The 20,126-nt window shown below is 57.7% G+C and carries 23 protein-coding genes; 18 read left to right on the top strand and 5 right to left on the bottom strand.

What is annotated here, in order from left to right; genetic code table 11:
* Nucleotides 1-24: 24 nt before the first annotated feature.
* Entirely contained in the window at nucleotides 25-606 is a 582-nt protein-coding gene (locus RMS95_RS09775; protein WP_310645711.1) for a Fe-Mn family superoxide dismutase, read from the bottom strand.
* Between the two features lie 48 nt (nucleotides 607-654).
* A complete protein-coding gene (xseA, locus tag RMS95_RS09770; protein ID WP_310645709.1) occupies nucleotides 655-1,938 on the bottom strand; it encodes an exodeoxyribonuclease VII large subunit in 1,284 nt (427 codons plus the stop codon).
* A 250-nt stretch (nucleotides 1,939-2,188) separates the two neighbouring features.
* Between xseA and RMS95_RS09765 the strand changes: the two genes are divergently transcribed.
* From RMS95_RS09765 to adk, 6 genes are all read left to right on the top strand, one after another.
* Nucleotides 2,189-2,821: a MotA/TolQ/ExbB proton channel family protein gene (locus RMS95_RS09765; protein WP_310645708.1), complete on the top strand. Its 633-nt coding sequence runs from the start codon at nucleotides 2,189-2,191 to the stop codon at nucleotides 2,819-2,821.
* A 9-nt stretch (nucleotides 2,822-2,830) separates the two neighbouring features.
* The gene (locus tag RMS95_RS09760; protein WP_310645706.1) at nucleotides 2,831-3,256 is read left to right on the top strand and encodes a biopolymer transporter ExbD; all 426 of its coding nucleotides are present in this window, start codon (nucleotides 2,831-2,833) and stop codon (nucleotides 3,254-3,256) included.
* Nucleotides 3,253-4,323, top strand: coding sequence for a tetraacyldisaccharide 4'-kinase (gene lpxK, locus RMS95_RS09755; protein WP_310645705.1), 1,071 nt, complete (start codon nucleotides 3,253-3,255; stop codon nucleotides 4,321-4,323). The genes RMS95_RS09760 and lpxK overlap by 4 nt, the downstream gene beginning before the upstream one ends.
* Entirely contained in the window at nucleotides 4,313-4,495 is a 183-nt protein-coding gene (locus tag RMS95_RS09750; RefSeq protein WP_100133173.1) for a Trm112 family protein, read from the top strand. Before lpxK ends, RMS95_RS09750 begins: the two co-directional genes overlap by 11 nt.
* Complete coding sequence (kdsB, locus tag RMS95_RS09745) at nucleotides 4,495-5,247, top strand: 3-deoxy-manno-octulosonate cytidylyltransferase (RefSeq protein WP_310645703.1); 753 nt, start codon at nucleotides 4,495-4,497, stop codon at nucleotides 5,245-5,247. The genes RMS95_RS09750 and kdsB overlap by 1 nt, the downstream gene beginning before the upstream one ends.
* A 71-nt stretch (nucleotides 5,248-5,318) precedes the next feature.
* Complete coding sequence (adk, locus tag RMS95_RS09740; RefSeq protein WP_310645701.1) at nucleotides 5,319-5,975, top strand: adenylate kinase; 657 nt, start codon at nucleotides 5,319-5,321, stop codon at nucleotides 5,973-5,975.
* Between the two features lie 64 nt (nucleotides 5,976-6,039).
* Here the strand turns inward: adk and RMS95_RS09735 are convergent, their stop codons facing one another.
* The gene (locus RMS95_RS09735; RefSeq protein WP_310645700.1) at nucleotides 6,040-7,008 is read right to left on the bottom strand and encodes an asparaginase; all 969 of its coding nucleotides are present in this window, start codon (nucleotides 7,006-7,008) and stop codon (nucleotides 6,040-6,042) included.
* A gap of 92 nt (nucleotides 7,009-7,100) precedes the next feature.
* Here RMS95_RS09735 and lexA point away from each other — a divergent pair, with 92 nt between their 5' ends.
* Together lexA and RMS95_RS09725 are read left to right on the top strand one after the other, a co-directional pair.
* A complete protein-coding gene (gene lexA / locus RMS95_RS09730) occupies nucleotides 7,101-7,766 on the top strand; it encodes a transcriptional repressor LexA (RefSeq protein WP_310645699.1) in 666 nt (221 codons plus the stop codon).
* 13 nt (nucleotides 7,767-7,779) lie between these two features.
* Nucleotides 7,780-8,019, top strand: coding sequence for a hypothetical protein (locus RMS95_RS09725; RefSeq protein ID WP_310645733.1), 240 nt, complete (start codon nucleotides 7,780-7,782; stop codon nucleotides 8,017-8,019).
* Nucleotides 8,020-8,040: 21 nt separating this feature from the next.
* On the opposite strand, the gene RMS95_RS09720 is transcribed toward RMS95_RS09725, so the two are convergent.
* The gene (locus RMS95_RS09720) at nucleotides 8,041-8,556 is read right to left on the bottom strand and encodes a DUF1993 domain-containing protein (RefSeq protein ID WP_310645697.1); all 516 of its coding nucleotides are present in this window, start codon (nucleotides 8,554-8,556) and stop codon (nucleotides 8,041-8,043) included.
* A gap of 52 nt (nucleotides 8,557-8,608) precedes the next feature.
* On the opposite strand from RMS95_RS09720, the gene RMS95_RS09715 reads away from it, so the two are divergent.
* Both RMS95_RS09715 and RMS95_RS09710 read left to right on the top strand, forming a co-directional pair.
* The gene (locus tag RMS95_RS09715) at nucleotides 8,609-9,616 is read left to right on the top strand and encodes a D-2-hydroxyacid dehydrogenase family protein (protein WP_310645695.1); all 1,008 of its coding nucleotides are present in this window, start codon (nucleotides 8,609-8,611) and stop codon (nucleotides 9,614-9,616) included.
* A gap of 22 nt (nucleotides 9,617-9,638) precedes the next feature.
* Nucleotides 9,639-10,814 (top strand): MFS transporter, encoded by a 1,176-nt coding sequence (locus tag RMS95_RS09710; protein ID WP_310645693.1) that lies wholly within the window; start codon nucleotides 9,639-9,641, stop codon nucleotides 10,812-10,814.
* On the opposite strand, the gene RMS95_RS09705 is transcribed toward RMS95_RS09710, so the two are convergent.
* On the bottom strand, nucleotides 10,803-11,474 hold the full coding sequence (locus RMS95_RS09705) for a glutathione S-transferase (RefSeq protein WP_310645691.1): 672 nt from the start codon (nucleotides 11,472-11,474) through the stop codon (nucleotides 10,803-10,805). The genes RMS95_RS09710 and RMS95_RS09705 overlap by 12 nt on opposite strands.
* Before the next feature lie 131 nt (nucleotides 11,475-11,605).
* Here RMS95_RS09705 and RMS95_RS09700 point away from each other — a divergent pair, with 131 nt between their 5' ends.
* From RMS95_RS09700 to RMS95_RS09665, 8 genes are all read left to right on the top strand, one after another.
* Nucleotides 11,606-13,126 carry a 3-hydroxyacyl-CoA dehydrogenase gene (locus RMS95_RS09700; RefSeq protein WP_310645689.1) on the top strand — a complete coding sequence of 507 codons (1,521 nt, stop codon included), beginning with the start codon at nucleotides 11,606-11,608 and terminating at the stop codon, nucleotides 13,124-13,126.
* Entirely contained in the window at nucleotides 13,127-13,906 is a 780-nt protein-coding gene (locus RMS95_RS09695) for an oxepin-CoA hydrolase, alternative type (RefSeq protein ID WP_310645686.1), read from the top strand.
* 83 nt (nucleotides 13,907-13,989) lie between these two features.
* Nucleotides 13,990-14,709, top strand: coding sequence for a Crp/Fnr family transcriptional regulator (locus tag RMS95_RS09690; protein ID WP_310645683.1), 720 nt, complete (start codon nucleotides 13,990-13,992; stop codon nucleotides 14,707-14,709).
* Between the two features lie 13 nt (nucleotides 14,710-14,722).
* Nucleotides 14,723-15,808 carry a phosphotransferase gene (locus RMS95_RS09685; RefSeq protein ID WP_310645681.1) on the top strand — a complete coding sequence of 362 codons (1,086 nt, stop codon included), beginning with the start codon at nucleotides 14,723-14,725 and terminating at the stop codon, nucleotides 15,806-15,808.
* A 40-nt stretch (nucleotides 15,809-15,848) separates the two neighbouring features.
* A complete protein-coding gene (locus tag RMS95_RS09680) occupies nucleotides 15,849-17,111 on the top strand; it encodes an acyl-CoA dehydrogenase family protein (RefSeq protein WP_310645680.1) in 1,263 nt (420 codons plus the stop codon).
* A 9-nt stretch (nucleotides 17,112-17,120) separates the two neighbouring features.
* Complete coding sequence (locus RMS95_RS09675; protein ID WP_310645678.1) at nucleotides 17,121-17,825, top strand: glutathione binding-like protein; 705 nt, start codon at nucleotides 17,121-17,123, stop codon at nucleotides 17,823-17,825.
* Between the two features lie 86 nt (nucleotides 17,826-17,911).
* Nucleotides 17,912-19,216, top strand: a complete 1,305-nt coding sequence (locus tag RMS95_RS09670) for an ABC transporter substrate-binding protein (protein WP_310645677.1) — start codon at nucleotides 17,912-17,914, stop codon at nucleotides 19,214-19,216.
* An 11-nt stretch (nucleotides 19,217-19,227) separates the two neighbouring features.
* Nucleotides 19,228-20,124: a branched-chain amino acid ABC transporter permease gene (locus tag RMS95_RS09665; RefSeq protein WP_310645675.1), complete on the top strand. Its 897-nt coding sequence runs from the start codon at nucleotides 19,228-19,230 to the stop codon at nucleotides 20,122-20,124.
* Nucleotides 20,125-20,126: the final 2 nt, after the last annotated feature.

Raw genomic sequence — 20,126 nt, 5'->3', positions numbered from 1 at the left:
TAGCACTTACAAATGGGCGTGGACTTAAGCGAAGTTTGCTTCAGCAAACGACCAGTTCACCAAGTTGTTGAGGAAGGTCTCCACGAACTTAGGACGCAAGTTGCGGTAGTCGATGTAGTAAGCGTGTTCCCACACGTCAATGGTCAACAACGCTTGGTCAGCGGTGGTCAAGGGTGTGCCAGCCGCGCCCATGTTGACGATGTCAACGGTGCCGTCGGCCTTTTTCACCAACCAAGTCCAGCCAGAGCCGAAGTTGCCAACGGCGCTCTTGACGAAGGCTTCTTTGAAGGCTGCGTAGCTGCCGAATTTGGCGTTGATGGCGTCAGCCAAGGCGCCTGTGGGCTCGCCGCCGCCTTGGGGCTTCATGCAATTCCAGAAGAAGGTGTGGTTCCAGATTTGGGCAGAGTTGTTGTAGATGCCGCCGCTGGACTTCTTGATGATCTCTTCGAGCGACATGGCTTCGAATTCGGTACCTTTTTGCAGGTTGTTCAGGTTCACCACGTAAGCGTTGTGGTGCTTGCCGTGGTGGAACTCTAAAGTCTCTTGCGAGTAGTGGGGGGCCAATGCGTCGATGGCGTAAGGCAGTGCGGGGAGCGTGTGTTCCATGAAGTCCTCTGGGTAAAAAATCTGAACAAGAAAGCTGGATTGTAAAAACTAAATGCGAGTGGGTGCAGCGACCCGCAAATCAACCACGCCATCGGCGAGGGTGGCTTGCAGCGCTTGGCCCTCTTGGGTTTGGCCAACCGAGGTGATGGCGTGCCCATGTGCGTCGCTGAGCCACGCGAAACCGCGTTGCAAGACCAACTTCGGATCGAGCAAGTCCAAGCGCAAGGCGGCGCGCTGCAAGCGTTCGCGGGCTGTGGCGGGGGTTTGCTGCACGCCACGGGTCAAGCGATTGGCAAGGTTACTCAGGTCGTGTTGGCAGCGTTGGGTGTGGGTTTGCAACCCACTGTGCAGGCGTTGCTGCAAGCGCAAGAGCTGCATTTTTTCGGTGGTGATGCCTTGCGAGGGGCGGCCCAAGCGGGCTTGCGCGCGGTCAAGGCGCTGCTCTTGGGTGTCTAAGTAGCGGTGGGTGAAGCCCTCTAGCGCAGCGTGCCATTGGCCGAGGTTGGCCAGCAGGTCTGCCTGCGGCAAGGCGCACATTTCGGCGGCAGCCGTGGGCGTGGGGGCCCGCAGATCGGCGCAAAAGTCGGCGATGGTGAAGTCGGTCTCGTGGCCGACGCCACAAATGATGGGCACAGGGCTGTTGACGATGCTGCGGGCCAAGGTTTCGTCGTTGAAGGCCCACAGGTCTTCCATCGAGCCACCGCCACGCACGAGCAAGATGACGTCCATTTCGGGCTGCTGGCTGAGTTGCTGCAAGGCTTTGACCAAGCCCGGCGCGGCGTCAGGCCCTTGCACGGGTGAGGCCGCCAAGACGACCGGAATGTGCGGCACACGGCGCTGAAGCGCGGTCGACACATCGTGCAGAGCCGCCGCGCCCAGCGATGTGACGATGCCAATGCGGCGCGGCATGGTGCGGATGGGGCGTTTGCGGTCGGGGTCAAACAAACCTTCGGCGTCGAGCTTGGCTTTGAGTTGCAAGAACTGCTCAAACCAAGCACCCTGCCCCGCACGGCGCAGGCTTTCGACAATCAGTTGCAGCTCACCACGAGGCTCGTAAACGCCCAAACGTCCACGGAGCTCGACCAACTCACCATCGACGGGGCGAAAGTCGAGCAATTGGGCGGCCCGTTTGAACATGGCGCAGCGCAATTGACCGCCAGCGTCCTTCAACGTGAAGTAACAATGGCCACTGGCGGCGCGTGTGAACCCTGTGATCTCGCCGCGCACGGCGACAGGATTGAAGCGGGCTTCCAAAGCATCAGCAACGGCGCGGCACAGGGCCCCAACTGCCCACATACGGGGCGTCAAACTGGGCGATTCTGTCAAGGGCATGCTGAAGTCATCCACAAATTTAAGTGTTATCGATTAATGCAGGCGCAGAGGGGAAGAATGTCGAATCTTCATAGCAAGTTGTTGATTTTATTGAGGTTTTTACTGCTGAAAATTCAATCAATCTGTTCAAATTACGCATTCATGCGGGTTTGCCCAAGCGCGAAACCAAGTTACCCACAAAGTTATCCACAGAAATTGTGAATCATGGACTCAGCGATAATCGTCCAGCGATTTATTGAGGAGTACGCGTTTGTTTTCAATCATACAAGCGGCAGGTTGGCCGATTTGGCCATTGCTGGGATGTTCGGTGGTGGCATTGGCTTTGGTCATTGAGCGTTTGTTGAGTTTGCGCATGCATTTGGTGGCCCCCGAAGGTTTGTTGGAACAAGCCATGGCGGCCTCACAACAAACATTGCCCTCCGTGGAGGTGATTCAGCAATTGAGCGATCACTCGGTGTTGGGCGGCGTTTTGGCCAGTGGTTGGCAAACGCTGCACGCTGAGCCACGCATCAGCGATGCCGATTTGCGCGCCAGTATGGAGGCCGCAGGCCGTCAAGCGGCACACACGTTGGACAAACATTTGGCGGCGCTGGCCACCATTGCCTCGGCCGCTCCTTTGCTGGGCTTGCTGGGAACGGTGGTGGGCATGATCGATATTTTTGGTTCGCAATCAGCCCAAGGCGCGGCGGCCAACCCTATGCAGCTGGCGCACGGTATTTCGATGGCGCTGTACAACACGGCGTTTGGCTTGATCGTGGCCATCCCCGCTCTGATGTTTTGGCGCTACTTGCGTGCCCGCGTGGATGCCTATGTGCTGGGCCTTGAGTTGGATGCGGATCGTTTTCTGCGCCATTTGTTGATTTTGCGCAGCAAATTGCGTTGAGCGACGGCCATGAAGTTTCACCGTGCACACAGCCCCGAACCTGAGATCAACCTGATCCCGTTCATTGACGTGTTGTTGGTGGTGTTGATCTTTTTGATGCTGTCAACCACCTACAGCAAGTTCACAGAAATTCAAATGAATTTGCCGGTGGCAGACACCGCGCAGCAACAGCAACACCCCCGCGAAGTGCGGGTGTCGATCTCTAGCGACGGGCGCTTTAGCGTGAACCGCCAAGCCTTGAATGGCCGCGACGTGGCCAGTTTGACCCGCGCCATGGTCAGTGCCTCGCAAAGTGTTGAAAACCCCATGGTGGTGATCAGTGCCGATGCGCAAGCCTCGCACCAGTCGGTCATGATGGTGATGGAAGCTGCTCGACGCAGCAACTTGAACCAGCTGACGTTCTCCGCTCAATCGTCTTCGGCCAAAGCTGAATGAACGCTGTGCGCCATGCATTGATGCAGGCGTGGGTGGGCCAGCGAGCGCAAGACCACGTGCTCGCCGCTTGTCTTTGGCCCATCAGCGCTGTGTTTGGCGCGCTGGTGTGGCTCAGACGCACCCTGTACCGACTTGGTGTTTTGAAGCAACGCGTGTTGCCCGTGCCGGTATTGGTCGTGGGCAACGTGCTGGTCGGCGGTGTGGGCAAAACCCCCATCGTGATGGCCTTGGTGCAGCACCTGACCCAACAAGGCTGGCGTGTGGGCGTGTTGTCGCGGGGCTATGGACGCTTGCCCAACTCGGACAAAAAACAACCCGACATTCGCCCCGTGCTGGCAAACAGCACCGCTGAAGACGTGGGCGACGAGCCCTTGCTGATCGCCCGAAGTTGCCATGTGCCGGTTTGGGTGGGTTCAGACCGTGCCAGCGCGGGCTTGGCCTTGTTAAAACAGCACCCAGACGTGCAAGTGTTGGTCTGCGACGACGGCTTACAGCATTGGCCTTTGGCCCGCGACATTGAACTCTGTGTGTTTGACGAGCGCGGGGTGGGCAACGGCCACTTATTGCCCGCAGGGCCTTTGCGCGAGCCTTGGCCACGCAGTGCTTGGCGCCACCCCACCACAGGCAACGAAGTGCCAACATGGGTGGTGCAAACGGCAGGGCAAACCGTGCCCGGGGCCTTTGCCGTACAACGCACCTTGGCGTCATTTGCACGTCAAGCCGACGGCACCCAACGCAACTTGCAAAGTTGGGGCAACACGCCTGTGCAAGCGCTGGCGGGCATTGCCAAACCCGAGGTGTTTTTCGACATGCTGCGCGCCCACGGGGTGCAGCTGGCGCACACCCAAGCCCTGCCCGACCACGCCGATGTGCGCGGCCTCACCCTCAACCCCGCGTGGGGTGATGTGTTGTGTACCGAAAAAGACGCCGTCAAACTCTGGGCCCAGCACCCGCAGGCGTGGGCGGTGCCGCTGTTGACCGAATTGCCTGAGCTGCTGCTGCACGCCATTGACCTCGCACTCAAGGCCGCACAGCGGCCAAAGTTATCATCACCCCATGGACACTAAATTGCTTGAACTCTTGGTCTGCCCTGTCACCAAAGGACCGCTCGAATTTGACCGCGAGCGTCAAGAACTGATCTCACGCAGCGCGCGTTTGGCTTACCCCGTGCGTGACGGCATTCCGGTTTTGTTGGAAAACGAGGCCCGCACACTGACGGATGAAGAATTGGGGCTTTGATGTCGTTTTGTGTCTTGATTCCAGCCCGCATGGCCTCTTCGCGCTTGCCCGACAAGCCCTTGGCCGACTTAGGCGGCGTGCCCATGGTGGTCCGCGTGGCACAACGTGCGCTGCTGTCGAGCGCCTCGCGGGTGGTGGTGGCTGCAGACGACGTGCGCATCGTGCAAGCCTGCCAAGCCCATCACATCGAAGCCGTGTTGACCCGCACCGATCACCCCTCGGGCAGCGACCGTTTGGCCGAAGCCTGCGACTTGCTGGGCCTGAGCGACACCGACGTGGTGGTGAACGTGCAAGGCGATGAGCCCTTGATCGACCCCGCCTCCATCGACGCCGCCGCCCACTTGCTGCAAGAACGTGACGACTGCAGCATGAGCACGCTGGCCCACGCCATCGACAACGTGACCGACTTTGCCAACCCCAACGTGGTGAAAGTGGTGCTCGACGCCCGCAACACCGCACTGTATTTCAGCCGCGCACCGATAGCGTGGTGGCGCGATGGCGGCATCACCGCCCTGCCGGACCCCGCACCGCTGCGTCATGTGGGCTTGTATGGCTACCGCGTCGGTTTTCTGCGTGAGTTCCCCAAATTGGCAATTTCCCCGCTCGAAGTGACCGAATCGCTGGAGCAATTGCGCGCCATGTGGCACGGGCATCGCATTGCGGTGCACATCAGCGCGCACTCGCCAGGTCCCGGTGTTGACACACCCGAAGACTTGGCGCGGGTTCGTGCCCACTTTGGGGCGCACGCGTAAGCATTTCGAAGGGGAGCGCATGCTATCCTCGACTTCAAAATATCAACACTAATTCATCATTAGGACAAAGCATGAGACTGATTCTGTTGGGCGCACCTGGTGCCGGTAAAGGCACACAGGCCACCTTCATTTGCCAAAAATACGGCATTCCCCAGATTTCCACAGGCGACATGCTGCGCGCGGCCGTCAAAGCTGGCACCCCTCTGGGCATCGAAGCCAAAAAAGTGATGGATGCGGGTGGTTTGGTCAGCGATGACCTGATCATCAACTTGGTCAAAGAACGCATCGCCCAAGCCGATTGCGCGCAAGGCTTTTTGTTCGACGGTTTCCCCCGCACCATCCCTCAAGCCGACGCCATGAAAGCGGCTGGCGTGAAGTTGGACTTCGTGCTTGAAATCGATGTGCCTTTTGACGCCATCATCGAACGCATGAGCGGTCGCCGCGCCCACGTGGCCAGCGGTCGCACCTACCACGTCAAATTCAACCCACCGAAAGTCGAAGGCATGGACGACGTGACCGGTGAAGCCTTGGTACAACGCGCCGACGACCAAGAAGAAACCGTCAAAAAGCGCCTGCAGGTCTACAGCGACCAAACCCGCCCCTTGGTAGACTACTACTCCAACTGGGCCAAGGCCGACGCCGCCTCTGCCCCCAAGTACCGCGCTATTCAAGGCACAGGCAGCGTGGAAGACATCACCGCACGTGCGTTTGCCGCACTGGCGAACTGATTTTTTCAGTTCTCTCAACAAAAAAGCCCCGCAGCTGCGGGGCTTTTTTATTGGTGAACCGTCTCTATGAAAGACTTGAGGTCATCAAAGTCAGCATCAAGCTGATCCGCGCCTTGTAAACACTCAGCCCAAGCGGCGCAGTTTGCAGATCAGCGGATTGCCCGACGATTTGCCCTTCACCGCAACGCGTGGTCAGGCGCACAGCCACACCTTGAGCTTGCGCTTGAATCAGTGCCGCCAACAAGCTGTGATGCACGGTGCCGTTGCCCGTGCCGGCCAACACAATGCCTTGCACACCCGCCGCCACCAACGCGTGTACTTGGCGAGGATCGGCATTCGTGTGGCTGTGCAGCACGGCCACCCAAGGCCATTGGGCCACAGGACGGTCGAACGCCTGTTGGGCATTGGCATGCACCATGGGCCAACCGCCGAGATCGGCCCAACGTACGCGCCCTTGCTCAACCCACCCGCGCGGACCCGCGTCGCCAGAGCTGAACGCATCAAGCCGGTAGGGATGCACTTTTTGGACATCGCGCGCGCCGTGAATGCGACCGGCGCACACAGCCAACACACCATGCACCATGGCGTCACGCGCCACAGTGATGGCATCCAATAAGTTTTGCGGTCCGTCAGGCATCAGCGCAGTGGCTGGGCGCATGGCGCAGGTCAGCACCACCGGCTTGGTCGGCCCCAACATCATTTGTAAAAACCACGCGGTTTCTTCTAGCGTGTCAGTGCCGTGGGTGATGACGATGCCACGGACATCCGACTGAGACAACCAGTGCGCGCAGCGCTGGGCCAGCGTTTGCCACGTGGCGTGGTCCATGTCTTTGCTGTCGAGCTGGACGACTTGCTCGCACACCAAAGCATCGCCTTGCAAAGCGTCACTCAGAGCTGGAATGGCGTCGAGCAACTGCTGCACATTGAGCTGACCCGCGGTGTAACCGGTGTGGTCACTGGCATGGGTCGCCGTGCCCGCGATGGTTCCGCCTGTGGCTAAAACAACAACTTTTTGATTTTTTTTTGCATACATGTGTCGTAGAACTCAAAAACTGGTTAAAAATACAGGTGCTGGATGTCTGAACAGTTTAACCAGTTAACCCCCATTGTGCAGGAGCCGCAACGATGATCGAGATGCCAAAACTTACGCCACGTCAGCAGCAGATTCTGGAGCTGATTCAATCGGCCATCGCGAACACAGGCTCGCCCCCGACCCGCGCCGAAATTGCCAATGAGCTGGGCTTCAAATCGGCCAACGCGGCTGAAGAGCATTTGCAAGCCTTGGCTCGCAAAGGCGCGATCGAATTGGTCAGCGGCACCTCACGCGGCATCCGGCTCAAAGGCAACAACCTGCGCGCCATGCAAGACAACATGGCCAACACGATCAGCCAAAGCATCTCCGGATTTTCGCTGCCCTTGGTAGGCCGCGTGGCAGCAGGCTCGCCCATCTTGGCGCAAGAGCATGTGGACCAAACTTATTACGTGGAAAGCAGCCTGTTTCAACGCAAACCTGACTACTTGCTGCGTGTACGCGGCATGTCCATGCGTGACGCCGGCATCATGGACGGCGATTTGCTTGCCGTGCAATCGACCCGCGATGCTAAGAACGGCCAAATTGTGGTGGCCCGTTTGGGCGATGACGTGACCGTCAAACGCTACCGCCGCACTCCTGACCGCATTGAGTTACTGCCCGAAAACCCAGATTTCAAGACCATCGTGGTCGAACCCGGTGAGCCCTTTGAAATCGAAGGCCTCGCTGTGGGCCTGATTCGCAACACCATGTTGATGTAAAGAAAGTACGACCATGAACCTCGCAATTTTTGGCGCTTACCGCCTCTTGAATCCGCTGCAAAACGTTGTCCGTGGCTTTCTGCCCGCCCAAGCGTTGCAAAGCACCGCCGCTCGCCACCTGCCTTTGCGCGTCGCACGCGTGATGGATGCCCAACAAAACCGCCACAGCGCAGGTCGCATGGTGATTTCAGGCCGCATGGCGGATGTGTGCGCCGAGCTCGACCGTTTGGCCGAGTTGGAGAGCCGCCACTGATTCAGTGGCAGCTGGCTGACCTTAAGCGTTGGGGCCGAGCAAAAAGTCACCTTTGCCCACGTCTACGCCGTTGTGACGCAAGATGGCATAGGCCGTGGTGACGTGGAAAAACACATTCGGCATGGCCCAATGTTTGAGGTAATCCTCGCCCAACATGGTGCGCGTTTTGTCTTTGCCCACGGGGAAGGTAATGCTCTTGGCTTCGGTGCCATCCAAAGCCGAAGCGGGCACCGTTTGGAGCCATTCCAAGGTTTTTTGAATTCGGCCCATCAAATCTGCCAAGGTGGTTTCGGTGTCGTCAAACTTTGGCGCTTCTAGGCCAGACAGCCGTGCCACGCACAGTTTGGCAGCATCGCAGGCAATCAGAACTTGGCGTGTGAACGGCAGCATGTCGGGCGCCAAGCGGTATTGCGCCAACACCAATGAATCAAATTTTTTAGCATCCGCATGGGCTTGGCCTTTGGCCAGCAAGTGACTCAAGTTCGTGAGCGCGGTTTGAAAGACGGGCAAGCTTGCCGATGACATCGAGATGGACATAAATTACTCCGGAATTAAAAATCCCAAGATAGGGACAAGGCACAATTGGGGGATGAACATTGTCATCCTAGACGACTACCAAGATGTCGTACGCAAGCTGCCTTGCGCCTCCAAATTAGAAGCTTACCCAGCCAAGGTTTACACCAACACCATCAAAGGTGTGGGCCAATTGTCTGTTCGCCTGAAAGACGCCGAAATTTTGGTGTTGATCCGCGAACGCACGCAGGTCACCCGCCAGCTGATTGAAAAGCTGCCCAAGCTCAAAATGATTTCGCAGACTGGCAAAGTCGGCGGCCACATCGACATGACGGCCTGTACCGAGCGCGGCATTGTGGTGGCCGAAGGCACGGGCTCACCAACGGCACCCGCCGAATTGACGTGGGCGCTGATCATGGCGGCCATGCGCCGCATTCCGCAATACATCACGCATTTGAAACACGGAGCTTGGCAACAAGCGGGCTTGAAAGCGGGCTCCATGCCCACCAACTTTGGCTTGGGCCAAGTGTTGCGCGGCAAGACCTTGGGCATTTGGGGCTACGGCAAGATCGGCCAATTACTGGCAGGGTATGGCAAAGCCTTTGGCATGCGCGTTTTGTTGTGGGGCAGCGAAGCCTCTCGCGAATTGGGCGCCAAAGATGGCTTGAACATTGCCGAGTCGCGCGAAGCCTTCTTTGAAGAAGCCGACATCATCAGCTTGCATTTGCGTCTGAACGACGCCACCCGTGGCATCGTCACCTTGGCCGACTTGAACCGCATGAAACCCACCTCGTTGCTGGTGAACACCTCACGCGCTGAGTTGATTGAGCCTGACGCCTTGTTGGCAGGTCTCAACCGCGGCCGCCCCGGCATGGCCGCGATTGACGTGTTTGAAAGCGAACCCATTTTGCAAGGCCATGCCTTGCTGCGCTTGGAAAACTGCATCTGCACGCCGCACATTGGCTACGTCGAGCAAGACAGCTACGAGTTGTACTTTGGCACCGCGTTTGACAATGTGGTGAACTTCATCAAAGGCACCCCCACCAACATCGTGAACCCTGGCGCGCTTCAGGTTCGTCGATAAGCCCTCTCATGAAAGTCTGTTGATGCACCGTGCTTCACCCGCCGTGTTGTGGTGCTTCCTGTTTGGCAACTTTGTCATCGGCTTCGGCGTGTTGATGGTGCCGGGCTCGCTCAACGACATCAGCCACGATCTTCAGGTGTCGGTGGCGCAAGCGGGCTTTTTGATCACCGCGGGTTCGGTGTTGATGTGCTTGAGCGCTCCCGTGTTTGCCACCGTTTTGGCCAAACACGATCGCCGCAAACTGTTGACATGGGTCATGCTGTGGTACGGCGCCACGCATGCCCTGACCTTGGTCATGCCCGGGTTCAACGAAATTCTTTGGGTTCGCGTTCTGGCGATGGTGGCACCCGCCATCTTCACCCCGCAAGCGGCGGCCTGCATTGGGCAACTGACTGCGCCTGAACGACGCGGACGCGCCATCACTTTTGTCTTTTTAGGCTGGTCCGTGGCCTCCGTGGTGGGCATGCCCATCGCAGCATGGATGGGCGAGGTGTACGGCTGGCGCGTGGTGTTTGGCATGCTGTCGGCGTTGTCGCTGCTAAGCGCCGCTTGGGTGTGGCGCGTGGTGCCCAATGGGTTGCAACCGCCGGTCATGTCGCTGGCCGCTTGGCGACAAACTTTCCTCTCCAAGCCCTTGATGTTCACCGTCTTTGTGACGGTGATCAGCGCCTCAGGCCAATTTGTGCTGACCGCTTACTTTGCTCCCTACTTCAAACAAACGTTGGCCACCTCACCCACTGACTTGAGCCTGTTGTTTGGTTGGTTCGGTGCCTGCGGTTTGCTGGGCAACATGCTGTTGTCGCGCAAAGTAGACCGCGTAGGCGCCGCCAAAGCGGTGAATTTTTGCTTGCTCTTGATGTCCTTCAGCTTGTTGCTGTGGCCACTGGGGAGCAACTTGTGGTTGGCCGCCTTGATCTTGACGCCTTGGGGGTTGGGCATGTTTGCCGCCAATTCCGCACAGCAAGCACGACTGATTCAAATCGCCCCTGCACTGGCCTCCGGCTCAGTGGCGCTGAACACCTCAGCCATTTACCTCGGCCAAGCCATTGGCTCGGCGGGCGGCGCATGGCTCATCACCCACGACGGCATGGCCCAGTTGCATTGGTTTGGCTGGATCGGCGTCTTGCTCGCCTTGTTGATGAGCCTGCTGGCGGCACGCGCCGCACGCAGAGCCCATCGCACGCACTTAGCCGCCTGAAGACAACTTGGCGTAACGCGCTGCCATCAAGGCCGAACCTTCTTTGCGGTCGGCATTGACTTTTTGCACAGACGCCCGTTCGGCCATTTGCTTGCCGTACTCTTTGACGGGCAAGCCTGCCAACAGGTCTTCACCCAACACCAATTTGCTGGCCATGCTGGCCAAAGGCAAATGCACGATGGCCGAGCAATCGGCCAACGTGAAGGTATCGCCCGCCACGTAAGGCGAGAACTTGGCCAACTTGGTAAAGCCTTCCACGCCTTTGGTGAGTTGCTTGCGCACGCGCTCTTGCGTCGCTTCGCTGACCTTGCCGCCAAAGAAAGCCTGTGGGTACAACTCACGCGCCACCAACTCAATGTGCAGCTCTAAATACGTGATCAGCTCGCGCACCTTGGCTGCCGCCATCGGACCGGCAGGCAGCAAAGAGTGTTGGGGGTAAGCCTGCTCAATGTATTCGGCACACACGGCAGACTCGGTGATGCAGCCTTGCGGTGTCTCTAAAAAGGGCACCTTTCCCATGGGAGAACGCAGCAAAGTGGCTGGGTCGATGGGGTTCACCCAAACCAAGTCCTCTTCAAACGCAACGCCCTTCTCCAGCAATTGAATTTTGAGTTTGTTGTAGTAGTTGCTGACCGAAAAGCCGCAGAGTTTGAGAGTCATGAAAGCGCTCCAAAATGAATAAGTTCAAATTATTCTTGCATAGCCACCAAGGGGAAACGCTTAGCCTTAACCCTTGGTGTGTCGCGCAGGCGCAGCTCAAAAACAGCATGGTGCTCAGTCATAATATTTGGATGAATTCCATTTACAAAACCGTAGGGGTTGTGGGTGCTGGCGCCATGGGCCGAGGCATTGCACAAATCGCCGCCCAAGCAGGCAGCACCGTCAAACTGTTCGACACGCAGGCCGCGGCTGTGGCACAAGCCACGCAAGCCATTGGCGCCCAGTGGGACAAACTGGCTGAGAAAAACCGCATCACACCCGAGCAAGCCGCGCAATACAAAGCGCAACTTCAAGGCGCCTCCGCTTTGAGCGATTTGGCCGATTGCGACTTGGTGGTGGAAGCCATCGTCGAGCGCTTGGACATCAAAAAATCGTTCTTTGCCGAACTCGAAGTCTTGGTGCAACCCACCGCGGTGCTGGTGACCAACACCTCTTCGCTGTCCGTCACGGCCATTGCGGCGGCTCTCAAGCGGCCTGAGCAATTTGCGGGCTACCACTTCTTCAACCCCGTGCCACTCATGAAAGTGGTCGAGGTGATTGCAGGCCTCAAAACCAAACCCAGCATTTGCCAAGACTTGGCCGCCTACGCCAAGCAAATGGGCCACACGCCCGTGCAAGCGCAAGACACCCCAGGCTTCATCGTCAACCACGCCGGGCGTGGCTACGGCACCGAAGCGCTGCGCATCGTGTCCGAGGGCATTGCCGACTTCGCCACGATTGACCGCATTTTGAAAGACCAAGTGGGCTTCAAATTAGGCCCCTTCGAGTTGATGGACTTAACCGCGCTGGACGTGTCACACCCCGTGATGGAGTCGATCTACCAACAGTATTACGACGAACCCCGTTACCGCCCCAGCGTGATCACCGCCCAACGTTTGGCGGGCGGTGTTGTGGGCAAAAAAGTCGGCGAAGGCTTTTACAAATACATCGATGGCGTGGCGCAAATCGCGCCCGAGCCTGCAGTGCCTGTGGTGGCAGAGATGCCACCGGTTTGGGTGTCCAGCCGTGCGGTGCGTCGCTCTGAATTGCTGCAGTTGCTCAAAGACTTGGGCGCCAAGATCGAAACCGGCGCCTCGCCTTCCGCGCAAGCCCTGTCCATCGTGGCGCCTTTGGGTTTTGATGTGACCACCGTCGCCATCATTGAGCGCCTCGACCCCGCACGCACCATCGGCATTGACATGCTGATCGATGACAAGCTCACCAAACGCCGCGTGCTCGCCACCAACCCCGCCACACGCAGCGACATGCGCGATGCCGCACACGCCCTCTTCGCACGCGATGGCAAAGCGGTCAGCGTGATTCGCGACAGCGGCGGTTTTGTGACGCAACGCGTGGTGGCCACCATCGTGAACATTGCTTGCGACATTTGCCAACAAGGCATTTGCAGCCCCCAAGACTTAGAGACGGCAGTCACTCTGGGCCTAGGCTACCCCATGGGCCCGTTGATGATGGGCGACAAGTTTGGCCCGACCGAAATCTTGGAAGTGCTGTTCAACGTGCAAACGGTTTACGGTGATCCACGTTATCGCCCCAGCCCATGGCTGCGCCGCCGTGGCGCGATTGGCCTGAGCCTGACCCACGTTGAGAGCTAAATGACCGCCCAACTCAAAAGTACCAGCCAAGGTCAAACCATGATCTTGACGCTGTCCGATCCCGCCATGCGCAACGCACTCGGTCCTGACATGTATGCCGCAGGCATTGAGGCGCTGAATGTGGCGGAGACCAACCCCGAAATTCGCAGCGTCATCATCACCGGTGAAGGCAGCCACTTTTGTGCGGGTGGTAATTTGCAACGCTTGCAAGGCAACCGCGAGAAACCTCGCGAGGCACAAGCCCAAAGCATCGAAGGCTTGCACAGCTGGATGGAAGCCATCCGCACCTGCCCCAAGCCCGTGATTGCAGCGGTCGAAGGTGCGGCTGCAGGCGCAGGTTTTTCGCTGGCTTTGATGTGCGACATGATGGTGGCGGCACGTGACAGTATTTTTGTCATGGCCTACAGCAGCATCGCGCTCTCGCCCGATGGCGGCGGGAGTTGGAGCTTGAGCCACGGGCTACCGCGTCAACTGGCCTCCGAGTTGTTGTTGCTTGGCGAACGCATCGGTGCTGAGCGTTTGCATACGCTGGGTTTGGTCAACCGCATCAGCGAAACTGGCCACGCCTTGACGGACGCCTTGCAATTGGCCGATCGCATCAATGCACGCGCGCCCAATGCCATGAGCAGCATCAAAGAATTGATCAACGATGCAGGCACACACAATCTCACCACGCACTTGGCACAAGAGCGCGATCACTTTGTGAACAACTTGCATCACGACAACGCAGGCATTGGCATTGCTGCATTTCTCAACAAAGAAAAGCCCGTCTACAAATAAACGCAAGCCCCGCCGCACGCGCAACAGCATGCGGGTCACACGGGCGACTAATTTTCACTTTCAGGTCACACAAAAGACAGGCTATGGACGATCCAATTCTTAATATCGAAGAACGCGAAGCCATCAACTCAGGTCGATGGTTTTCATCTCTCTCACCTTCACTACGACACGACATTCTTCGATGCGCTTATGTCAAACGATGCAAAGACGGCGACTTGATCGCGGCGCGTGGCGACGCGCCCGAGGAATGGATGGCGTGCGCCAAGGGCGCGGTGCGTGTGAGCTCGACATCGCTGTCGGGCAAGCAAATCACGTTCACGTATGTGGAGCCTGGCATTTGGTTTGGCGACGTGGCGATCTTGGACGGGGACCGTCGCACACACGATGTGTACGCACACGGCGACACCAGCATCTTGTGCGTGGCCAAAGCAGACTTTCAAAAAATTCTCAGCCAGCATGTGGAGTTCTACGAAGCCATGCTGCGCTTGCAAGCGCGTCGCATTCGCCAGCTCTTTGGTTTGGTGGAAGACCTCAACACCCTGCCCTTGCGTTCACGCTTGGCCAAACAGCTGCTGCATTTGGCACGCAGCTATGGGGTGCAGAGTTTGACGCACGGCGAAGAGATTCGCATTGGTTTGCATTTGGCGCAAGAAGAGTTGGCGCAACTTTTGGGGGCCTCACGCCAACGCGTGAACCAAGAGCTCAAAGCCATGGAGCGCGAGGAAGCTATTCGCATCGAGCCAGGTGGCTTGGTGATTCGCAACCGAGAAGCTTTGCTGCAGATCAGCGAAGCCGATCACTAACAGGAGCCCACGCATGAGCCGGGACGATAACTTTGTTGGAACCCGGCCCGTGAGTGAGGCGCACAGCGTCAACACTGCGGTGCTCGATGACTGGCTGTGCGCGCACATGCCAGGCTTCAAGGGGCCCTTGACGCTTGAGATGTTCAAAGGTGGGCAATCCAACCCCACCTACAAATTGGTGACACCCACCAAGAGCTACGTGATGCGCGCCAAACCTGGCCCCGTCGCCAAATTGCTGCCCTCAGCCCACGCTGTGGAGCGAGAGTTTGCGGTGATGAAAGGCTTGTACGGCACCGACGTTCCTGTGGCACAAATGCATGTGCTGTGCGAAGACGAGTCGGTCATTGGCCGCGCCTTCTACGTGATGGAATTTGTCGAAGGCCGTGTGCTGTGGGAGCAATCGCTGCCCCACATGAACAACGCTGAACGCGGTGCCATTTACGACGAAATGAACCGCGTCATCGCCGCCTTGCACACGGTGCCATTTGCGGAACGTGGCCTCGCCAATTACGGCAAAGCGGGCAATTACTTCGAGCGCCAAATTGGCCGCTGGAGCAAACAATACGTCGCCTCGGTCACCCAGCCCATTCCCGAGATGGACCACCTGATGGCATGGCTACCCGCCAACATGCCCGCCAGCGCTTTGGATGCCAGCAAGGTCAGCATCGTGCATGGCGATTACCGCCTCGACAACTTGATGTTCCATCCCACCGAGCCCCGCGTGTTGGCCGTGCTGGATTGGGAGCTGTCCACGATTGGCCACCCACTGGCAGACTTCAGCTACCACTGCATGGCGTGGCACATTCCGCCAGGCACGTTCCGTGGATTGGGTGGCGTTGACGTGGCGTCTCTGGGCATTCCCACCGAGTCCGACTACATCCATCGCTATTGCGACCGCACGGGACTGGCCACACCCAGCGATCTCAAAACCGACTGGAATTTTTACTTGGCCTACAACATGTTCCGCATCGCGGCCATCTTGCAGGGCATTGCCAAACGCGTCGAGGCCGGAACGGCTTCAAGCGCGCAGGCCAAAGCATCTGGCGCTGGTGCGCGCCCCATGGCCGAATTGGCTTGGAAATTTGCACAACTCGCCTAACCTCTCACAACAATTTCAATAACACCCCAAGGAGCCCTTCATGAATTTCGACTACACCGACAAAGTCAAGGACATGCAAGCACGCCTGCTCGCCTTTATGGACGAGCACATTTACCCCAACGAAAAACGCTTCTTTGCCGAGATCGCAGAGAACCGTGCCAAAGGCAACGCTTGGATTCCGACCAAGATCGTGGAAGAGCTCAAGCCCAAAGCGCGCGCCGCCGGTTTGTGGAATTTGTTTCTGCCGCACAGCCCACGTGCCCCCCAAGGCCTGACCAACTTGGAATACGCACCGCTTTGCGAAATCATGGGACGCGTGCCTTTTGCCGCAGAAATTTTCAACTGCTCGGCACCCGACACCGGCAACATGGAAACCTTTGAGCGCTATGCCAGCGAAGAACTCAAAGACGAATGGTTAGAACCTTTGCTTCGCGGCGAGATCCGCTCTGCATTTTTGATGACCGAACCCGCGGTCGCTTCATCAGACGCCACCAACATCCAATGCCGCATTGAACGTGATGGCGACGAGTACGTCATCAACGGCACCAAGTGGTGGAGTTCTGGCGCGGGCGATCCCCGTTGCGCGGTCTACATCGTGATGGGCAAAACAGACCCCGAGGCGCCTCGCCACTCACAACAAAGCATGATCATCGTGCCTGCCAATTCACCCGGCGTGAAAGTGGTGCGCCCCTTGACCGTGTTTGGTTACGACGATGCACCGCACGGCCACATGGAAGTCACGTTGACCAACGTGCGCGTACCGGCAGGCAACCTGCTGCTGGGCGAAGGCCGTGGCTTCGAGATTGCCCAAGGTCGCTTAGGCCCAGGCCGTATTCACCATTGCATGCGCACCATCGGTGCCGCAGAGCGCGCCCTCGAGTTGATGTGCCGTCGCCTGAACAGCCGCGTGGCGTTTGGCAAACCCGTGTCCGCGCAAGGCGTGTGGCACGAGCGCTTGGCCGATGCCCGCATCATGATTGAGCAAGCCCGCTTGCTCACCCTCAAAGCGGCTTACATGATGGACACCGTGGGCAACAAAGTGGCCCGTGCAGAGATCGCCATGATCAAGGTGATTGCCCCCAACATGGCCACCCAAATCATCGATTGGGCCATCCAAGCACACGGTGCCGGCGGCGTGAGCGACGACTTCCCATTGGCCTACTCGTATGCGCATCAACGCACCCTGCGTTTGGCCGACGGTCCTGATGAAGTGCACCGCAATGCCATCGCCAAGCTCGAGCTGGCGCGCCACATTGCCACCGCACCGCAAGACGTGGAAATGCCCGTCACGCGCGGCTGCTAAGGACACACGATGATCGACGTTTACTCATGGCCTACGCCCAACGGACACAAGGTCCACATCATGCTCGAAGAGTGTGGCTTGAAACTGGGGCGCGACTGGTTGGCACACCCCGTCAACATCGGACAGGGTGACCAATTCAAACCTGAGTTTTTGAAGATCAGTCCCAACAACAAAATCCCTGCGTTGGTCGATCCCAATGGGCCCGATGGCAAACCCATCAGCCTGTTTGAATCGGGGGCGATTTTGTTGTACTTGGCAGCCAAGACGGGCAAGTTTTTGCCCAAGAGCGACCGCGCCAAGTTTGAAGTGATGCAGTGGTTGATGTTCCAAATGGGCGGTGTGGGGCCCATGCTGGGTCAAGCGCATCACTTTCGCATTTATGCGCCCGAGAAAATTGACTACGCCTACAACCGCTACACCAACGAAGCCAAGCGTTTGTATGGCGTGATGAACAAGCAACTTGAGAAGACCAAGTACATCGCAGGCAACACATACAGCATTGCCGACATCGCGATTTTTCCGTGGCTGCGCAGCTGGCAAAACCAAGGCATTGATTGGGCCGATTACCCCGTGTTGAAGCGATGGTTCGACACGATTGCCGCGCGCCCTGCCGTGCAACGCGGCGTGCAAGTACTCGCTGATTTACGCAAGCCTTTGAACGATGACAAAGCGAAAGAAATTCTGTTTGGCAAGGATCAATACAAGAGTCGCTAAGGCATCACCTCACTAGGGTTAGCCCCCTCGGGGAACCGTTGAATTCCGTTGATAGTTCGAGCACTCAACTTAAGGAGACTTCGCAGATGATGACCCCTCAATCCAAAATGCCTTGGCGCACCGTCGCGGTCGCAGCGGCACTCGCAGTGACCTCGTTCAGCGCGATGGCGCAAGAGACGTTCAAAGTCGGTGTGGTGAGTTTCTTATCGGGCCAAGCAGCGGAGAGTTTTGGCATTCCAGCGGTCAACGGTGCCAAGGTGCTGGTTGATGCCTTCAACAAAGGCCAAGCGCCTGCGCCCTACAACAAAAAGGGTTTTGGCGGCCTGACGATCGAACCGATCTACGTCGATGAAAACGGTGGCGCGACCAAACAAGTGCAAGAGCTGCGCAACTTGTATGACCGCGACAAAGTCGATGCGGTGGTGGGCTATGTCGGCTCTGGCGACTGCTTGGCCGTGGCGCCCGTTGCTGAAGAGATGAAGAAGTTTTTGATTTTGTACGACTGCGGCACGCCTCGTATTTTTGAAGACGGCAAATACAACTACGTGTTTCGCACTGCCGCCCACGCGACCATGGACAACGTGGCCTTGGCGCGCTATTTGAAGTCTCGCAACATTCCTGTGAAGACCTTCAACATGATCAACCAAGACTATGCGTGGGGCCAAGACTCTCGCAAAGACTTCATCTTCTCGATGGAGAAGTTGTACCCAGACGCCAAACCCGGTGAAGACTTGCTGCCCAAGTTTGGCGCAGGTCAATACGGCACGGAGATTTCTGCCTTGATGTCCAAGCCTGCCGACTTGGTGCACTCCAGTTTGTGGGGCGGTGATTTGCAAGCGTTCATCATGCAGTCCGCACCGCGTGGCTTGTTCAAGCGCTCTCAGGTGGTCTTGTCTGCGGGTGACCACGTGTTGCCCACCTTGGGCGAAAAAGTACCCGACGGCACCATCTTGGGCGCGCGTGGTGCTTACGGTTTGATGGCCCCCAAATCGGCGCTCAACGACTGGTGGTGGGAGTCCTACCAAAAAGCCAACAACGTCTACCCCGTTCAAGCGCCCTACCGCATGGCGCAAGCCCTGCTGGGTTTGAAGTTGGCCGTTGAAAAAGCCATGGCTGCCAACGGTGGCAAAAAACCAACTGCCGAACAATTGGCTGCTGCACTGAAGAACAGCGAGTGGGACTCGCCAGCCGGCAAAATTCGCATGACCTTGGGTGGTGGCAACCAAGCCGTTCAAGAAACAGCGATTGGCCGTACACGCTGGGATGCTGCGAAGAAGATGGTGATGATCGACGACATCCAGCGCTTCCCTGCTGATTGCGTCAACCCACCAGCCAACATGAAGTCTGATGACTGGCTGAAGGCTGGCTTCCCTGGCGCGAAGTGCAATTGAAGGAGTAGCGCATGGAACTTGCCATCACCATTTTCATTGATGGCTTGACCTATGCGTCGTGGCTGTTCATCGTCGCCTTGGGCTTAACGCTGGTGTTTGGGGTGTTGAAAATTCTCAACATCGCCCACGGCAGTTTTTATGCACTCGGCGCCTATGCAGCCGCCACGTTTGTCGGTTGGGTCGCTACCATGAAGTGGGCACCAGGGTGGACCTTGGTGGCCATATTCATGGCGGCGATCGTCATCGCAGTCTTGGTCGCACCTCTGACCGAAAAAGGTTTGCTCAGATTCTTTTATGGTCACGACGAAGTGTTGTTGGTCTTGGTGACCTATGCGCTGTTCTTGTGCATGGAAGACATCACCAAACTCATTTGGGGCGCCAACCCTTACTACGTGTCTGAGCCTTACGGTTTGTTTGGCAACATCGAAATTGGCAACCAGATTTATGTGGGCTACGACTTCTTGCTGATCGTGATCGCCGTGGTGGTCGGCTCTGTCGTGTGGTTCGGTTTGAACCGCACACGCCAAGGCAAGATCGTGACCGCCGTGATTCACAGCCCTGAAATTGCCAGCAGTATGGGCGTGAAAGTGTCCAAGGTCTACATGATGGCGTTTGGCGTCGGCGTGTTCTTGGCGGCATTGGGTGGCGCGTTCACCGCACCCATGATTTCTGTTCAACCCGGACTGTCTGTCGGCGTGATCATTGTGTCCTTTGCGGTGGTCATCATTGGCGGACTGGGCAGTATTGAAGGCGCTGCCATAGGCGCGTTGATCGTGGGCTTGGCCCGCGCCTTCGCCGTCCATGTGGTGCCTGTGGCAGAGTTGTTTTCCATTTACGTTGTGATGGCTTTGGTTTTGATGGTCAAACCTGAAGGCTTATTCCAACGCATCCAAGCACGAAAAATTTGACC

It is taken from the genome of Limnohabitans sp., assembly GCF_031539175.1.
Lineage (GTDB): Bacteria > Pseudomonadota > Gammaproteobacteria > Burkholderiales > Burkholderiaceae_C > Limnohabitans.
This window is presented reverse-complemented; position numbering and strand designations above follow the sequence as displayed.

Excerpts from the sequence above, each read along its gene's own strand:
- RMS95_RS09775 (WP_310645711.1), bottom strand. The coding sequence starts at position 606 with ATGGAACACACGCTCCCCGCACTGCCTTACGCCATCGACGCATTGGCC.
- xseA (WP_310645709.1), bottom strand. The coding sequence starts at position 1,938 with ATGCCCTTGACAGAATCGCCCAGTTTGACGCCCCGTATGTGGGCAGTT.
- RMS95_RS09760 (WP_310645706.1), top strand. The coding sequence starts at position 2,831 with ATGAAGTTTCACCGTGCACACAGCCCCGAACCTGAGATCAACCTGATC.
- lpxK (WP_310645705.1), top strand. The coding sequence starts at position 3,253 with ATGAACGCTGTGCGCCATGCATTGATGCAGGCGTGGGTGGGCCAGCGA.
- RMS95_RS09750 (WP_100133173.1), top strand. The coding sequence starts at position 4,313 with ATGGACACTAAATTGCTTGAACTCTTGGTCTGCCCTGTCACCAAAGGA.
- kdsB (WP_310645703.1), top strand. The coding sequence starts at position 4,495 with ATGTCGTTTTGTGTCTTGATTCCAGCCCGCATGGCCTCTTCGCGCTTG.
- adk (WP_310645701.1), top strand. The coding sequence starts at position 5,319 with ATGAGACTGATTCTGTTGGGCGCACCTGGTGCCGGTAAAGGCACACAG.
- RMS95_RS09735 (WP_310645700.1), bottom strand. The coding sequence starts at position 7,008 with ATGTATGCAAAAAAAAATCAAAAAGTTGTTGTTTTAGCCACAGGCGGA.
- lexA (WP_310645699.1), top strand. The coding sequence starts at position 7,101 with ATGATCGAGATGCCAAAACTTACGCCACGTCAGCAGCAGATTCTGGAG.
- RMS95_RS09725 (WP_310645733.1), top strand. The coding sequence starts at position 7,780 with ATGAACCTCGCAATTTTTGGCGCTTACCGCCTCTTGAATCCGCTGCAA.
- RMS95_RS09720 (WP_310645697.1), bottom strand. The coding sequence starts at position 8,556 with ATGTCCATCTCGATGTCATCGGCAAGCTTGCCCGTCTTTCAAACCGCG.
- RMS95_RS09715 (WP_310645695.1), top strand. The coding sequence starts at position 8,609 with ATGAACATTGTCATCCTAGACGACTACCAAGATGTCGTACGCAAGCTG.
- RMS95_RS09710 (WP_310645693.1), top strand. The coding sequence starts at position 9,639 with ATGCACCGTGCTTCACCCGCCGTGTTGTGGTGCTTCCTGTTTGGCAAC.
- RMS95_RS09705 (WP_310645691.1), bottom strand. The coding sequence starts at position 11,474 with ATGACTCTCAAACTCTGCGGCTTTTCGGTCAGCAACTACTACAACAAA.
- RMS95_RS09700 (WP_310645689.1), top strand. The coding sequence starts at position 11,606 with ATGAATTCCATTTACAAAACCGTAGGGGTTGTGGGTGCTGGCGCCATG.
- RMS95_RS09695 (WP_310645686.1), top strand. The coding sequence starts at position 13,127 with ATGACCGCCCAACTCAAAAGTACCAGCCAAGGTCAAACCATGATCTTG.
- RMS95_RS09690 (WP_310645683.1), top strand. The coding sequence starts at position 13,990 with ATGGACGATCCAATTCTTAATATCGAAGAACGCGAAGCCATCAACTCA.
- RMS95_RS09685 (WP_310645681.1), top strand. The coding sequence starts at position 14,723 with ATGAGCCGGGACGATAACTTTGTTGGAACCCGGCCCGTGAGTGAGGCG.
- RMS95_RS09680 (WP_310645680.1), top strand. The coding sequence starts at position 15,849 with ATGAATTTCGACTACACCGACAAAGTCAAGGACATGCAAGCACGCCTG.
- RMS95_RS09675 (WP_310645678.1), top strand. The coding sequence starts at position 17,121 with ATGATCGACGTTTACTCATGGCCTACGCCCAACGGACACAAGGTCCAC.
- RMS95_RS09670 (WP_310645677.1), top strand. The coding sequence starts at position 17,912 with ATGATGACCCCTCAATCCAAAATGCCTTGGCGCACCGTCGCGGTCGCA.
- RMS95_RS09665 (WP_310645675.1), top strand. The coding sequence starts at position 19,228 with ATGGAACTTGCCATCACCATTTTCATTGATGGCTTGACCTATGCGTCG.